The 13,413-nt window shown below is 71.3% G+C and carries 11 protein-coding genes; 8 read left to right on the top strand and 3 right to left on the bottom strand.

The window, feature by feature from the left end:
• Positions 1–71 precede the first annotated feature (71 nt).
• From JTJ31_RS06645 to JTJ31_RS06635, 3 genes are all read left to right on the top strand, one after another.
• Positions 72–1,061: a tripartite tricarboxylate transporter substrate binding protein gene (locus JTJ31_RS06645; protein ID WP_207537816.1), complete on the top strand. Its 990-nt coding sequence runs from the start codon at positions 72–74 to the stop codon at positions 1,059–1,061.
• A gap of 133 nt (positions 1,062–1,194) precedes the next feature.
• Positions 1,195–3,507 carry a molybdopterin guanine dinucleotide-containing S/N-oxide reductase gene (locus JTJ31_RS06640; RefSeq protein ID WP_207537815.1) on the top strand — a complete coding sequence of 771 codons (2,313 nt, stop codon included), beginning with the start codon at positions 1,195–1,197 and terminating at the stop codon, positions 3,505–3,507.
• Positions 3,508–3,838: 331 nt separating this feature from the next.
• Positions 3,839–4,684 carry a hypothetical protein gene (locus JTJ31_RS06635; protein ID WP_207537814.1) on the top strand — a complete coding sequence of 282 codons (846 nt, stop codon included), beginning with the start codon at positions 3,839–3,841 and terminating at the stop codon, positions 4,682–4,684.
• A 6-nt stretch (positions 4,685–4,690) separates the two neighbouring features.
• On the opposite strand, the gene JTJ31_RS06630 is transcribed toward JTJ31_RS06635, so the two are convergent.
• From JTJ31_RS06630 to JTJ31_RS06620, 3 genes are all read right to left on the bottom strand, one after another.
• Positions 4,691–6,271 (bottom strand): ABC transporter substrate-binding protein, encoded by a 1,581-nt coding sequence (locus JTJ31_RS06630; RefSeq protein WP_207537813.1) that lies wholly within the window; start codon positions 6,269–6,271, stop codon positions 4,691–4,693.
• A gap of 106 nt (positions 6,272–6,377) precedes the next feature.
• Positions 6,378–7,700, bottom strand: a complete 1,323-nt coding sequence (locus JTJ31_RS06625) for an MmgE/PrpD family protein (protein WP_207537812.1) — start codon at positions 7,698–7,700, stop codon at positions 6,378–6,380.
• Positions 7,697–8,665, bottom strand: coding sequence for a tripartite tricarboxylate transporter substrate-binding protein (locus JTJ31_RS06620; RefSeq protein ID WP_207537811.1), 969 nt, complete (start codon positions 8,663–8,665; stop codon positions 7,697–7,699). The genes JTJ31_RS06625 and JTJ31_RS06620 overlap by 4 nt, the downstream gene beginning before the upstream one ends.
• A gap of 103 nt (positions 8,666–8,768) precedes the next feature.
• Between JTJ31_RS06620 and JTJ31_RS06615 the strand changes: the two genes are divergently transcribed.
• The 5 genes from JTJ31_RS06615 (at position 8,769) to JTJ31_RS06595 (ending at position 13,352) form a co-directional block, all read left to right on the top strand.
• Complete coding sequence (locus tag JTJ31_RS06615; RefSeq protein WP_207537810.1) at positions 8,769–9,569, top strand: SDR family oxidoreductase; 801 nt, start codon at positions 8,769–8,771, stop codon at positions 9,567–9,569.
• Positions 9,570–9,591: 22 nt separating this feature from the next.
• Positions 9,592–10,557, top strand: coding sequence for a Bug family tripartite tricarboxylate transporter substrate binding protein (locus JTJ31_RS06610; RefSeq protein WP_207537809.1), 966 nt, complete (start codon positions 9,592–9,594; stop codon positions 10,555–10,557).
• Between the two features lie 11 nt (positions 10,558–10,568).
• On the top strand, positions 10,569–11,588 hold the full coding sequence (locus JTJ31_RS06605; RefSeq protein WP_207537808.1) for a LacI family DNA-binding transcriptional regulator: 1,020 nt from the start codon (positions 10,569–10,571) through the stop codon (positions 11,586–11,588).
• Positions 11,589–11,655: 67 nt separating this feature from the next.
• Positions 11,656–12,558 carry an NAD(P)-dependent oxidoreductase gene (locus tag JTJ31_RS06600; RefSeq protein WP_207537807.1) on the top strand — a complete coding sequence of 301 codons (903 nt, stop codon included), beginning with the start codon at positions 11,656–11,658 and terminating at the stop codon, positions 12,556–12,558.
• Positions 12,555–13,352, top strand: a complete 798-nt coding sequence (locus JTJ31_RS06595) for an N-acyl homoserine lactonase family protein (RefSeq protein ID WP_207537806.1) — start codon at positions 12,555–12,557, stop codon at positions 13,350–13,352. The genes JTJ31_RS06600 and JTJ31_RS06595 overlap by 4 nt, the downstream gene beginning before the upstream one ends.
• The last annotated feature ends 61 nt before the right edge of the window (positions 13,353–13,413 follow it).

The raw sequence follows: 13,413 nt of genomic DNA, 5'->3' as shown, positions 1-13,413 counted from the left end.
CTTCATCCCTTACGGCGGGGCGCATTTCATGCGAATCAATGCAAGCCAGGGAAAAGAACGGAAGCGCCATCATGAACACCAGCCCGCCCACCTTAGGGACGATCGGCCGTCGCGGCTTTCTCAGCGCCGCCGCCGCGCTTGCGGCACCCGGCTTGGCTTTCGCGCAGCGGGCGCTGCCTGCGCGTCCGATCCGCCTGATCGTCCCCTTCTCGCCCGGCGGTTCCACGGATGTGCACATGCGCGTCCTGGCCGAGGCCGCCACGCGGCGTTTCGGCCAGACCGTGATGGTCGAGAACCGGCCCGGCGCCAGCGGCTCGCTGGGGATCCTGGCCATGCGCACGGCGGCGCCGGACGGGCTGACGCTCACCACATTGCCAATCACCGCGGTGCGCAACATGCTGATGACCGGCGACATCGACGCCGATCCTACGGCGGATTGCGCGCCCATCCTGCATCTCACCGGATACCTCATCGGCGTCGTCGTCTGCCGTGATGCGCCCTGGCAGACCTGGGCGGAGTTCCTGGCCTACGCCAAGGCGAACCCCGACAAGATCAATTACGGCACGGCCGGCGCGGCCAGCACCGCCTTCGTCGGGATGGAGCGCATCGCCCGCACGCAGGGCATACGCTGGACCCACGTGCCGTATCGCGGCGTCGGCGAGAACGTGCAGGCGCTGATGAGCGGGCAGGTGGATGCGGCGGTGGATTCCAGCGGCTGGGCGCCCATGGTCGAGGAAGGCAGCTTCCGCCTGCTGGTCACCTGGGGCGCCGAAAGGCCGCGCCACTTCTCCCAGGCGCCGACCCTGCGCGAGACCGGCATCGACCTCGTCTTCGCATCGCCCTACGGGCTGGTGGGGCCGCGCGGCATGTCCGCCGAGACGGTGGCGGCCCTGCATGACGGAATGAAGGATGCGCTGCACGACCCGCAGCACCTCGCGGCGCTGGAGCGCCTGGACATGCCGCTCATGTACAAGAACACCGCCGACTACAGGGCCTTCCTGGCGGAGCAGGTGGCGGAGGAGCGCGACGCAGTGCGGACGCTGGGCCTTCGGGCGCGCTGAGTCGGCGCAACTCCATGGCCCTGGTCGGCCGTGAGGATCACGGCCGGTGGCGCCGGGGCGGCGCGTCATGGCCAGTTCCCGGACGGCTCGCTATCCTGCCGGGATTCTGTCCCCGCGCCACGGAGACTCCGCAATGAGCACCGATCCCGCCCCTGACTTCCGGCCGCACAGCTCGCATTGGGGCGTGTTCAGCGCGGCCATGCGGTACGGGGAGTTGCTGGTGCGTCCGCATCCCGGCGATCCCGACCCGAATGGCATCATCGACAACTTCCCAGTGGCGCTGCGCCATCCGGCGCGCATCGCGCAGCCCATGGTGCGCCGCGGCTGGCTGGAGCGTGGCCCGGGTCCGGACGAGCGGCGCGGCCGCGACGAGTTCGTGCCGATGGAATGGGGCGCCGTGCTGGACCTGCTGGCCGGGGAGCTGCGCCACATCGGCATGCAGCATGGCCCGGGCGCCGTGTTCGGCGGCTCCTATGGCTGGGCCAGCGCCGGGCGCTTCCACCATGCACAGAGCCAGATCCACCGCTTCCTGAACGCGGCCTTCGGCGGCTACGTCGCCTCGGTCAACAGCTACAGCTCCGGCGCGGCCTCGGTGATCGTGCCGCACATCCTCGGCAATTACGAGGAGCTGACCAAGCACAACGTCACCTGGGAGCAGGTGGCGCAGCACAGCGAGGTGGTGCTGGCCTTCGGCGGCATGGCGCTGAAGAACGCCATGGTCGCGGGCGGCGGCATCAGCGAGCATGTCGAGCGCGGCGCCATGCAGCAGGCGCGCGAACGCGGCTGCGAGTTCATCCTCGTCGGCCCCCTGCGCAGCGACCTGCCGGAGGAGGCGGGCGCCGAATGGATCGCCAATATCCCTGGCACCGACACGGCGCTGATGCTGGCGCTGGTCCATACGCTGGTGGCGGAAGGCCGGCACGACCAGGACTTCCTGGACCGCTATACGGTCGGCTGGCCGGTCTTCGCCCGCTACCTCATGGGCGAGGCCGACGGCCAGCCCAAGGATGCCGACTGGGCCGCGCCGATCACCGGCCTGCCGGCGGAGGAGATCCGCGCCCTAGCGCGCCGCCTCCAGGGCCGCCGCGTCCTGGTGACCGTGGCGCACGCGCTGCAGCGCGCCGAGCATGGCGAGCAGCCGGTGTGGATGGGCGCGGTGCTCGCCGCGGCGCTGGGCCAGATCGGCTTGCCCGGCGGTGGCTACGGCTACGCCCTGGGCGCCATTGGCTATTACGGGCGTCGTGCCAATGCGGTGCCGGGGCCAACCCTGTCGCAGGGCCGCAACCGGCACGGCAACTACATCCCCGTCGCCCGCATCGCCGACATGCTGCTGAACCCGGGCATGTCCTATCGCTACAACGGGCAGACGCGCAGCTACCCGGATATCCGGCTGGTCTACTGGGCGGGTGGCAACCCCTTCCACCATCACCAGGACCTGAACCGACTGCGCCAGGCCTTCGCGCGCGTGGACACGCTGGTGGTGCACGAACTCGCCTGGACCGCGACGGCGCGCCACGCCGACATCGTCCTGCCCGCGACCATGACGCTGGAGCGCGAGGATATCGGCTACAGCTCCCACGATCCGCTGATGGTGGCGATGCACCGCATCGTCGAGCCTTTCGGCGAGGCGCGGGACGATTACGACATCTTCGCCGAACTGTCCCGGCGCCTCGGCGTGGACGATGTCTTCACCGAGGGCCGGACCAGCCGCGAATGGCTGCGGCACCTTTATGCCCGGACGCAGGAGGCGCTTCGCGCGAAGGGCCTGCCGGCGCCGGATTTCGAGGAATTCTGGGCGATGGGCAGCCTGCGCCTGCCGCAGGCGCCGGATGATGGCGGCCCATGGCGCGCCTTCCGGGAGGATCCCGACGCCAACGCCCTGCCGACACCCAGCGGCAAGGTCGAGATCTTCTCCGAGACGGTCGCCAGCTTCGGCGAGGCAAGCTGCCCGGGCCACCCGGCCTGGCTGCCGCCCGAGGAGGTTCCCGCCGGGGACACGCCCCTGCACCTTGTGGCGAACCAGCCTGCGACGCGGCTGCACAGCCAACTCGACTTCGGCGGCCACAGCGCCGCGGCGAAGCACCGTGGGCGCGAGATCGCCCTGGTGCACCCGGAGGATGCCGAGGCGCGCGGCATCGCCGATGGCGACATCGTCCGCCTGTTCAACGCACGCGGCGCATGCCTCGCCGCGGCGCGGGTCAGCACGGAGATCCGCAAGGGCGTGGTGCAGCTGCCGACCGGTGCCTGGTACGATCCGGAGAACCCGGAGGAGGAGAAGCCGCTCTGCGTGCACGGCAACCCGAACGTGCTGACGCGCGATGTCGGGACCTCCGCCCTCGCCCAGGGCTGCACCGGCCAGCTCACCGTGGTGGAGGTTGAGCGCTTCACCGGCAACCTGCCGCCCATTCGCGCCTTCGAGCCGCCATCCGCGAAGCTGGAGGCTTGAGCGGGCCGTAGCAGCGAGGGGGGCGACGGATGACCCCAGCCAGGTTCCGCCAACCCTCGCCTGCCAAGGCTGCACGGCGCGGCGATCGCCCGCCGGCTGGATCCGGTCAGCCTGCGCCTGTTCCGCGCTGCCGTGCAGGAGCGCAGCCTAGCCGGAGCGGCGGAGCGGGAGGAGATCGCCCTCTCGGCCGCGCCGCCCTCGACCGGGCCGGAGGTGGGCGCGCTGTGAGGGCCGTCACTGCCTAAACACCCGGGCTGGACGACCAGACCGCGACTGCTGCAACCCTCTGAGAAGCGCCACGTTGCCGCTGCGGACGAGGGGAGGCGGAACGATGCGTCGCGCAGCGGCGAACTCGACAATCGTCGTAGCGGCCGCGTTGGTTTTGACGATGCCCGCCCTGGCTTCCGACGAGCCGATCGAACTCGCCGATGATCCCTTCGAGATCACGGACCCGCTGGCGGCTGCGCCCGGATCGGCGGAGCTCGCCATTGTCGGTGTCTACGAAAGGGCGCGAACCGGGAGTTGGCGCGGCACCACCTCGCTCGAAGCGGAGATGGAAGTCGGCGTCGCGCCGGGGCTGGAGTTCCGCATTGGGCAGCTGGCGGCCTATGGCAATCTCGAGACGCGCCGGCGCCTCGACTCCTCCGTGAGCGAGGAGGTGGGCGGAAGCGGCGGACGCATCCCGGCCTGGGGCGGCCTGACCCGGCTTGGCCTGCTCTACGAAGTCTCGGGCGGGCCAGGGGCCTGGCCCGCGATGGGGGTGCTGGCGCGGCTGCGCGCCGTCTATGGCCCCGGCCGACCGGGGCAGGAGGCCGATTTCGTCGCGTTGATCGGCCGAACGCTGATCGGCGGCGAGCGGCCCTTCGGCGTCCATCTCAACCTCGGCTGGACCACGCGGTTCGACCCGCTGCCGGGCGAGCGGCCGCATCGCTGGTTCGTCAACGCATCGGTCGGCCAGGGCATCACGCGCGACACGGCCCTCGTCGTCACTTATGCGCGCGAGCAGGGCGAGCGCGGGGAGCGGGACTACGAGATCATCCAGGCAGGCATCCGTCACCGCCTGTCGGCCAGCGGGCCGGTGCTCGGCCTCGCCATCGGGGCGGGGCTGAACCGGGATTCGCCCGCCTTCCAGGTCGGGCTGGCGGCGCAGTGGGCCTTCAGCCTGCCCGGCTGGTGAGGCGCCTTACCGCTCCGCCGGCCGGATCGCCACGAAGTCGTTGCGCTCGTCGGCGCGCGCCTCGTAGGTGAGGCTGCTCCGCATCGCCCAGAGCGCCGGCTGGAGATAGAGCGGCACCAGCGCCACATCGTCCAGCGCCGCGCGCTGCGCCCGGCGCAGCAGATCCTCGCGCTTCGCGGCGTCCATCTCGGTTTCCGCCGCGCCCACCAGCCGGTCCAGCTCGGGGTTGGAATAGCGCACGCGGTTCGCCGCGCCGTGGCCGCGCTCCCGGTCCACCGTGCGGAGGACGGAGTTCAGCACCACCGACGCCTCTCCCGTCGAGTTGCCCCAGGTGAGCAGCGCCGCCGGGAATTCACGCCGCGTCGCGCGGCCGATGAAGGTGGCGTAGGGCTGCGCCTCCACCGTGGTGCGGATGCCGATGCGCGTCCACATCTGGCCGATCGCCTGCACCATCTGCGAGTCGTTCATGTAGCGGTCATTGGAGCCGCCGAGCGTGATCGCGAAGCCGTTCGGGTATCCAGCCTCGGCCAGCAGGGCACGCGCCGCGGCCGGGTCTGCATCGGGCACCGGCATGTCGGGGATGTGGCTGTAGGTGCCCGGCGGCATGAACTGGGTGGTGGCCAGCGCCGACCCATCCATCACCCGTTCCACCAGCGCTCGGCGGCTGATGGCGAGGGACAGCGCCCGCCGCACGCGGATATCGGCGAGCGGGTTCGCCTCGGTGCCGGAAATCCCCGGCACGGGTGGGGTGCGGGTGGAATCCAGCGTGACATACATGGTGCGCAGGCTCGTCGTCTCCGATACGCGGAAGCGCGAATCCCGCCGCAGCCGCGCGACGTCGCGCGTCGGGATCTGGTCGATGAAGTCCACATCCCCCGCGAGCAGCGCGGCCATGCGCGCCGCGTCATTGGTGATGATGCGGTAATTCACCGTCGCCCAGGGCACCGTGCCGCCCCACCAATTGTCGTTGCGCTCCATCACGATGCGGTCGCCCGGCGTGTAGGAGGCGAGGCGGTACGGCCCTGTGCCGATCGCCGCCTTGCCGTCGTTGAAGTCGCCGCCGGATGCGTTGGCGTGGATGTCGCGCCCCAGCATGAAGACTTGGCTGAAATACACGGGCAGGAGCGGGAAGGGGCCGTCCGTATGGAAGCGGACAGTGCGCGCATCCACCACCTCCACCCGCCGCACCGGCCGCACATGCGTCCCGTAGGAGGCGCCGGGACCGGAGACGGTGGGGATGCGCTCGATGGTGAAGGCGACGTCGTCGGCGGTGAAGGGGCGGCCATTGTGGAAGCGGATGTTTTCGCGCAGCGTGAACTCCCAGCCCGCATCGCCGATGGGGCGCCAGCTTTCCGCCATGGAAGGCAGGAGGCGTGCCTGGGCGTCGGTGGTCAGCAGCGTGCCGAACAGCATCTGCGACACCTCCGCGTTGGAGCGGAGCTGGTGGTAATGCGGGTCGAGCGAGGAGATGGGCGCGCCCGCCCCGATGGTCAGCGTCTGCGCCCCCACCGCGACGGGAAGCACCACGCCGAGCAGGGCGAAGGCGAACGCGGCGGCGCGGCCGCCCTCCCGGTGGTGGCGTGACATGGTTCGTTGTTTCCTCCGCTTCCGCCGGAACCATGCCCGAAGGCGTGACCGACCGATCGGTCGGGAGGCTAGGCCGCCCCGCCACCGCCCGCAAGCGGCGTGACGCTCAGACCAGCAGCGCGGCCAGCTCCCCGACCCCCGATGCCCGCTCCAGCCCGCGCACTGTGTGCAGCAGCGCGTCGGCGCGGGTTTCGAAGCCGCCCAGCTGGAGGTTGTCGCGGAACTTCGCTTCAAGCGCGGCGTCGCTCATCGGCCGCGCCTCGCTCCCGGTCGGGTGCTCCACCAGCGCGACGCGCTGCGATCCATCGCGCAGCGTGGCAGTCAGGCGCGCGGCGCCGCGCGGCAACGAAGCGTCCAGCCTGGCGCGCACCCGCGCGCGCATCGCTTCCAGGGCGGGGTCGTCCACCGCCCCCTGCTCGAACTCCGCGACGCCGGCACGCCGGCGCACGAGGCCGAGAGCGACGGAATGATGGATGGAGACGCGCGCATCGCCGCGGCTGTGCACCGGACGGTCGCCACGCGCCAGCAGCAGCGCGTCGCCCTCGGCCACCACCTCCGTCACCTCCTCCGGCGCGACGCCCAGCTGCAGCGCCGCCTCGATCACGGCGTGGAACACGATGCCGGCCGGATAGGGCTTGTAGGTGATGCGCGACACCTCCCAGCGCGTGCCGAGATCGCCCGCCATCGCCGCGACGTCCGGCGCGTCACCCGTGGCGCGCGCCCAGCCCAGCCGCCCCTCCACCGCGCCGGGCGCGGCGTCCCAGCCCGCCTCGGCTAGGAGTGCGGCGAGAAGGCCGTTCCTGGCCGCGTTGCCCATGCTGGCGTTCTTGCCGGAATTCGGCAGGTTCTCGACGATGCCGGCGGATTGGCTGGCAGCGAGGCCCAGCGCATGGGAGGTCCGCACCGCATCGAGGCCCAGAAGCCGCGATGCCGCCGCCGCCGCGCCGAAGGCGCCGCAGGTGGAGGTGATGTGCCAGCCCCGGTCGTAATGCCCCGGCGAGACGCCGAGGCCGATGCGGCACTCCACCTCCATCCCCAGCAGCAGCGCGTGCAGCACCTCGCGCCCCGACAGGCCACGCGCCTCGGCCAGCGCCAGGGCGACCGGCGCGACGGGCGCGGCCGGGTGGATCACCGTCGCCAGATGCGTGTCGTCGAAATCCAGCAGATTGCCGGCCACGCAATTGACGAAGCTCGCCGCCATGGGGTCGAGCTGCGTGCCCTGGCCATAAACGGTCGCGACGGCGGGGCCGGACCAGGGACGCAGCACGGCGAGGGCGGAGAGCACCGCCTTGTCCCGCGCCACACCCAGCGCGCAGCCCAGATGGTTGAGCAGGGCGCGCGGCGCCTCGCGCCGCACCGCCTCGGGAATCGCATCCCAGGTGGTTTCCGCGACGAAGCGGCCGAGCGTCCCCGCGACCGAGGCGCTCACCCTGCGCGCCCGAGCAGGCCGTCGCGCCGGAATTGCTGCCAGCGCGCATCCTCCTCGCGCAGCAGGGCGGTGAAGCCTGCGGGGCCGAGCGGCTTCAGATCGGCGCCGATGGCAGCGAGGCGCTGCCGAATGTTCGGCTCCTGCAATGCCGCCTGGATCGCGCTCCACATCGCTTCCGCAATGGCGGGGTCGAGGCCCGCGGGCGCCGCCATGGCATACCAGCCCGCGAACTCGTAGCCCGGCACGCCTGCCTCCTGCAGCGTCGGGACCTCGGGCAGAAGGGCGGAGCGCTCGGCCATGGTGACGCCGAAGGCGCGCAGCCGCCCGGCCTGGATGTGGGGCAGCGCGGCGACGGTGCTGTTCCACCCCACCGGCAGGTGGCCGGCGATCAGGTCGTTAAGCATGGGCGCAGCGCCGCGATAGGTCACCTCCACCATCTCCACCCCCGCGAGGCGGGCGAAGAGATTGCCGGCGAGCGAGATGGCAGCGTCCGAGGTGCCGAAGCCGATGCTGCGCGGCGCGGCCTTTGCCGCGGCAACGAGGGAGCGCACGTCGCCGAAGGGCTGGTTGTTCGCCACCGTCATCATCAGCGGGAAGCGCGACAGCAGCGAGACATGGGTGAAATCACGCAGCGGCGAGAAGGACAGGTTGGGCACGACGTGCGGGTTAAGGCTGAAGGAGCCGGTATCCACCAGGAAGACCGAGCCATCCCGCTCGGCCCGCGCCACGAACTCGTTGCCCACGACGCCGTTGCCGCCCGAGCGGTTCTCCACCGTCACCGTCTGGCCCAGGACGGGGCGCAGGCCTTCCGCCAGGGCGCGGGCGAAGACATCCGTGCCGCCGCCAGGCGCATAGGGGACGACCAGGCGCACGGGACGCTGTGGCCAGCGCCCCTGCGCCTGCGCCCCGAGCGCGGGGAGGGCGAGCGCGGCCTGCAGCGCTGCGCGGCGGGCGAGAAGGGGCATGGGCTTCCTCCGGTTCGTGGTAACGCTAACCACGGCCATGGATGGCCGCAACCCGGCCACCCGCGGCTTGCGGCCCAAAGCGGGCGAGGAATAGGCTCGCGCCGTGATACCGATAGCAGAAGCGACCTCCCGTTCCCTGGCCGGGCGCACGGCCCTCCTCACCGGCTCGACGGGCGGGATCGGCCTGGCCGCCGCCGAGGCCCTCGCGGCGCTGGGCTGCGGCGTCGTGCTGCATGGCCTGGCATCCGAGGCGGAGGGCGAGGCAGTCGCCTCCGAGGTCGCGGGACGATGGGGTGTTCCCACTCGCTACCTGCGCGCCGAGCTCGCCGACAAGGCGGCGGTCGCGCGCCTCGCGGCGGAAGCCGGGCCGGTGGACGTGCTGGTGAACAACGCCGCGACGCGCCACTTCGCGCTGGTGGAGGCGCTGTCGGAGGCGGATTGGGATGCCGACCTCGCGGTGAATCTCTCCGCCCCCTTTCACCTCATCCGGCTGCTGCTGCCGGGGATGCGGGCGCGGGCTTGGGGGCGGGTGATCAACATGTCCTCCATCTACGGCCTTGTCGGCGCCACGGGGCGCGCGGGCTACGTGGTGACCAAGACCGCGCTGCTCGGCCTCACCCGCGCGGTGGCGCTGGAAACGGCAGGCAGCGGCATCACTTGCAACGCGCTCTGCCCCGCCACCACGCGGACCCCCAACATCGAGGAACGCCTGCGCGACCTGATGGCGCGCGAAGGGCTGGACGAGGCGGAAGCCTCGCGCCGCTTCCTGGGCGGCAAGCAGCCCAGCGGACGCTTCGTGGATGCGGCTGCGGTGGGAGCCCTGGTCGCCTTCCTGTGCGGGCCCCACGCGGATGGCATCACCGGATCGGCGCTGCCGATGGATGGCGGCTGGTCCGCAGCATGACAAAGAACTGGGAGGAACAACCATGAGATGGACGCGACGCGCCGCGATCGGCACCGCCTTCGCCACCGGGCTTCAGACCCCGGCCCTTGCGCAGGATTTCCCTTTGCGCCCGCTTCGCCTCCTGGTCACCTGGCCGCCTGGCGGCACCACCGACATCCTGGCGCGGCAATTCCAGCCGCGCCTCTCCGCCCTGCTGGGCCAGCCCATCGTGGTGGAGAACCGGGGCGGCGCCTCGGGCGCCATCGGCGCGGCGGAGATGGCGCGCATGAACCCGGATGGGCACGGCTTCGGCATGGTCACCTCGACCGTGATCTCGGCGGCGCTGCTGTCCCGCCAGCCCTATGACCCGGTGCGCGACCTCGCGCCCATCATCAACCTCGCGCGGGTGGCGAATATCCTGGTGGTGCATCCCTCGCTGCCGGTGCATTCGGTGAGGGACCTCATCGCGTTGGCCCGCTCGCGGCCCGGCGCGCTCACCTTCGGCTCGCCGGGCATCGGCTCGGCCGTCCATATCTCGGGCGAGATGTTCAAGCTCGCCGCCGGTGTGGACATGGTGCATGCCCCGTATCGCGGCGGCGGGCCGGCCCTGGCGGATCTGGTGAGCGGCCACATCCAGCTGATGTTCGGCAACGCCTCCTCGACCTTGCCCTTCGTGCGGGACCGTTCGCTGCGCGCCATCGCCGTCACCTCGGCGGAGCGGGCTGCCTACCTGCCGGAGGTGCCGACCGTGGCGGAATCCGGCTTGCCCGGCTTCGCGATCGACGAGTGGTATGCCTGCCTCGGCCCCGCCGGGATGGCGCCGCGCGCGGTGGAACGGATCAACGCCGCCTTCAACACCGTAATCGCGGAGCCGCAGGAGCGGGCGCGCCTGCTGGAGATGGGGGCCGAGGTGGTCGGCGGCACTGCCGAGGCCTTCGGCGCCTTCATGCGCGAGGAGGTGGAGAAGATCGGCCGCGTGGTCCGCGACGCACGCATCCGGATGGAGTAGAGCAGGCGGGCATGCACGACCTGCCCGACCCACCCGGCGGCGCACGGATGCGCGACGTGGCGCGCGCCGCCGGGGTTTCCGCCATGACCGTCTCCCGCGCCCTGCGCGAGCCCTCGCGCGTCTCGCCGGAGGTGCGGGCGCGAGTGGAGGCGGCGGTGCGCGAGGTGGGTTACGTGCCGAACCGCCTCGCCGGCTCGCTCTCCTCGCGCCGCTCCGACGTGGTGGGGCTGGTGGTCCCGTCACTGGAGAACTCGCTCTTCGCCGCGACGGTGAAGGGGATTTCCGACGTGCTGCGGCGCGAGGGATTCCAGCTGATGATTGCCGACAGCCTTTATAGCCCGGAGGCGGAGGAGGCGGCGATCCGCGCCTTCCTCGAGCAGCGCGTGGCGGGGCTGATCCTGCACGACACGCTGCACACGGAGGCGACGGTGCGGATGATCCGCCGCGCCGGGGTTCCGGTGGTGGAGAACGGCACCGTGCCGGCGGAGCCGCTGGACATGGTCGTCTCCTACTCGAACCGGGAGGCGGCGAAGGCGATGACCCGCCACCTCGCCCGGCTTGGCTACCGGCGCGTGGCGCTGGTGACGCTGCCCTCTGCCGCCAATGCCCGCTCGCGTGATCGGCGTGACGGCTTCCTGGAGGCGCTGGCGGAACTGGGCCGGCCGCAGGATCCGCGCCTCATGCTGGAGATGCCATCCGGGCTGGTATCGGGAGCGGAGGCGCTGGCACGGCTGATGGAAGGGGCGGAGCCGCCCGACGCCATCTTCTTCGCGGGCGACGTGCTGGCGGCGGGCGCCGTGCTGGAATGCCAGCGGCGCGGCTGGGCAGTGCCGGGCAAGGTGGCCATCGCCGCCTTCGACAACGTGGACCTGCTGGCCCAGCTCAATCCACCCGTCACCACGCTGCGCCTGCCCCGGCATGAGATCGGCACTCGCTCCGCTCGCATGCTCCTTGATCGGCTGGCGGGACGGCAATCCGGCCCGGCCGTGCTCGACCTGGGCTTCGAGATCATCCAGCGCGCGAGCACCTGACGCCGCGCCCTTGGCCTTTATGGTGATACCGGTATCATCGCCGCAAGGCTGAAGGGGAAACGTGGAGATGGCGGATCAGGTCATCGGGTTCGTAGGGCTGGGTCAGATGGGCCGGCCCATGGCAACGCGCCTGCTGGAGGCGGGGCACCGTCTCGTCGTGCATGACCGCGTGCCAGAAGCGGTGGCGGCGCTGGTCGCCAAGGGCGCGGAGGCCGCGGGCAGCCCGCGGGAGGTGGCAGACCGCGCCGACGTGGTACTGGTGAGCCTCCCCACCCCCGCCATCGTGCGCGACGTGGCGATCGGCCTTGGCGGCGTGCTGGAAGGCCAGCGCGCCCGCGCCCTGGTGGATTTCTCCACGACCGGTCCGCGCGTCGCGGGCGAGGTGCACGAGGCCTTCGCCGCAGCGGGACGCGACGTGCTGGACGCGCCGGTGAGTGGCGGCAAGTCCGGCGCGGCGGCCGGCACGCTGGCCGTGATGGTCTCCGGTCCTCGCGCCCGCTTCGACGCGCTGGAGCCCGTGCTGAAGGTGATGGGCCGGCCCTTCTTCTGCGGCGAGCAGCCCGGCGCCGCGCAGGTCATGAAGCTGTGCAACAACCTCCTCGCCGCCGCGACTCTCGTCGTCTCCTCCGAGGCGCTCGCCATGGGGGTGAAGGCCGGGCTCGATCCTTCGCTGATGTGCGAGGTGATCAACGCCTCTTCCGGCCGCAACAGCGCGACGCAGGACAAGTTCCCGAGAGCCATCATCCCACGCAGCTTTGACTTCGGCTTCACCACCGGCCTGTCGCACAAGGATGTGCGCCTCTGCGTGGAGGAGGCGGAGGCAATGGGCATCCCGATGGTGGTGGGCAGCGCGGTGCGGCAGATGCTGGCCGTCACCAGCGCCAAGCACGGGCCGGAGAGCGACTTCACCAGCGTCGCCAAAGTGCTGGAGGATTGGGCTGGTGTGACCATCGGCGGGAGCAAGCCATGAGCTGGGAAGTCTATGCGCTGCGCTATGCGCGCCGCGACGCCACCGCCTCCGCGCATTTCATCGGCGGCGATCCACATGATGGGCCGATGCCCATGGACTACTTCGTCTGGGCCTGCGTGCGCGACGGGCGCGCCGTGGTGGTGGATACCGGCTTCACGGCGGAGGTGGCGGCACGGCGCGGGCGCGAATGGCTGCGCTGCCCCGCCGAATCCCTGCGCCTGCTGGGCATCGCGCCGGAGACGGTGGAGGACGTGGTCATCACCCACCTCCACTACGACCATGTCGGCTCCTTCCACCTGTTTCCCCGCGCGCGCTTCCACCTCCGCGAGGAGGAGATGCACTACGCCACGGGCCGCTACATGCGGCACCGCCACCTCGCCCATTCCTTCGAGCCGGAGGATGTGGTGGGCATGGTGCGGATGAACTTCGCCGGACGCGTCTCCTTCCATGACGGCGTGGTGGAGCCCTGGCCGGGGCTGCGCCTGCATCCCACCGGCGGGCATTCGGCGGGGCTGCAATTCGTGTCGGTGGAGACGGCGCGCGGGCAGGTCGTGCTGGCCTCCGACGTTACGCATTTCTACGCGAACATGGAACAGGGGCGCCCTTTCACCGTCGCCTTCCATGTCGGCGAGATGCTGGAGGGCTATGACCGGCTGCGGCGCGCGGCATCGAGCGAGGCGCATATCGTGCCCGGCCACGATCTGCTGGTGATGGAACGCTATCCTGCGCCTTCGCCGGAACTTGAGGGCATCGCCGTGCGCCTCGACGTGGCGCCGCGCCCGGATCGCCATTGACAGGGCGGGCTGACGCATCGTGTGATCGGTAACAGGACCGGGCGGCAAGCCCCGGCCGCCC

The sequence above is a fragment of the Sabulicella rubraurantiaca genome (genome assembly GCF_017355885.1).
Lineage (GTDB): Bacteria > Pseudomonadota > Alphaproteobacteria > Acetobacterales > Acetobacteraceae > Roseococcus > Roseococcus rubraurantiacus.
Note: the sequence above shows the minus strand (reverse complement) of the source record. Positions and strands in the feature narration are given on the sequence as shown.

What these genes read in the sequence shown, in the direction of transcription:
- JTJ31_RS06595 (WP_207537806.1), top strand. Translation starts at nt 12,555, where the DNA reads ATGAGCTGGGAAGTCTATGCGCTGCGCTATGCGCGCCGCGACGCCACC.
- JTJ31_RS06645 (WP_207537816.1), top strand. Translation starts at nt 72, where the DNA reads ATGAACACCAGCCCGCCCACCTTAGGGACGATCGGCCGTCGCGGCTTT.
- JTJ31_RS06605 (WP_207537808.1), top strand. Translation starts at nt 10,569, where the DNA reads ATGCACGACCTGCCCGACCCACCCGGCGGCGCACGGATGCGCGACGTG.
- JTJ31_RS06620 (WP_207537811.1), bottom strand. Translation starts at nt 8,665, where the DNA reads ATGCCCCTTCTCGCCCGCCGCGCAGCGCTGCAGGCCGCGCTCGCCCTC.
- JTJ31_RS06640 (WP_207537815.1), top strand. Translation starts at nt 1,195, where the DNA reads ATGAGCACCGATCCCGCCCCTGACTTCCGGCCGCACAGCTCGCATTGG.
- JTJ31_RS06635 (WP_207537814.1), top strand. Translation starts at nt 3,839, where the DNA reads ATGCGTCGCGCAGCGGCGAACTCGACAATCGTCGTAGCGGCCGCGTTG.
- JTJ31_RS06600 (WP_207537807.1), top strand. Translation starts at nt 11,656, where the DNA reads ATGGCGGATCAGGTCATCGGGTTCGTAGGGCTGGGTCAGATGGGCCGG.
- JTJ31_RS06630 (WP_207537813.1), bottom strand. Translation starts at nt 6,271, where the DNA reads ATGTCACGCCACCACCGGGAGGGCGGCCGCGCCGCCGCGTTCGCCTTC.
- JTJ31_RS06610 (WP_207537809.1), top strand. Translation starts at nt 9,592, where the DNA reads ATGAGATGGACGCGACGCGCCGCGATCGGCACCGCCTTCGCCACCGGG.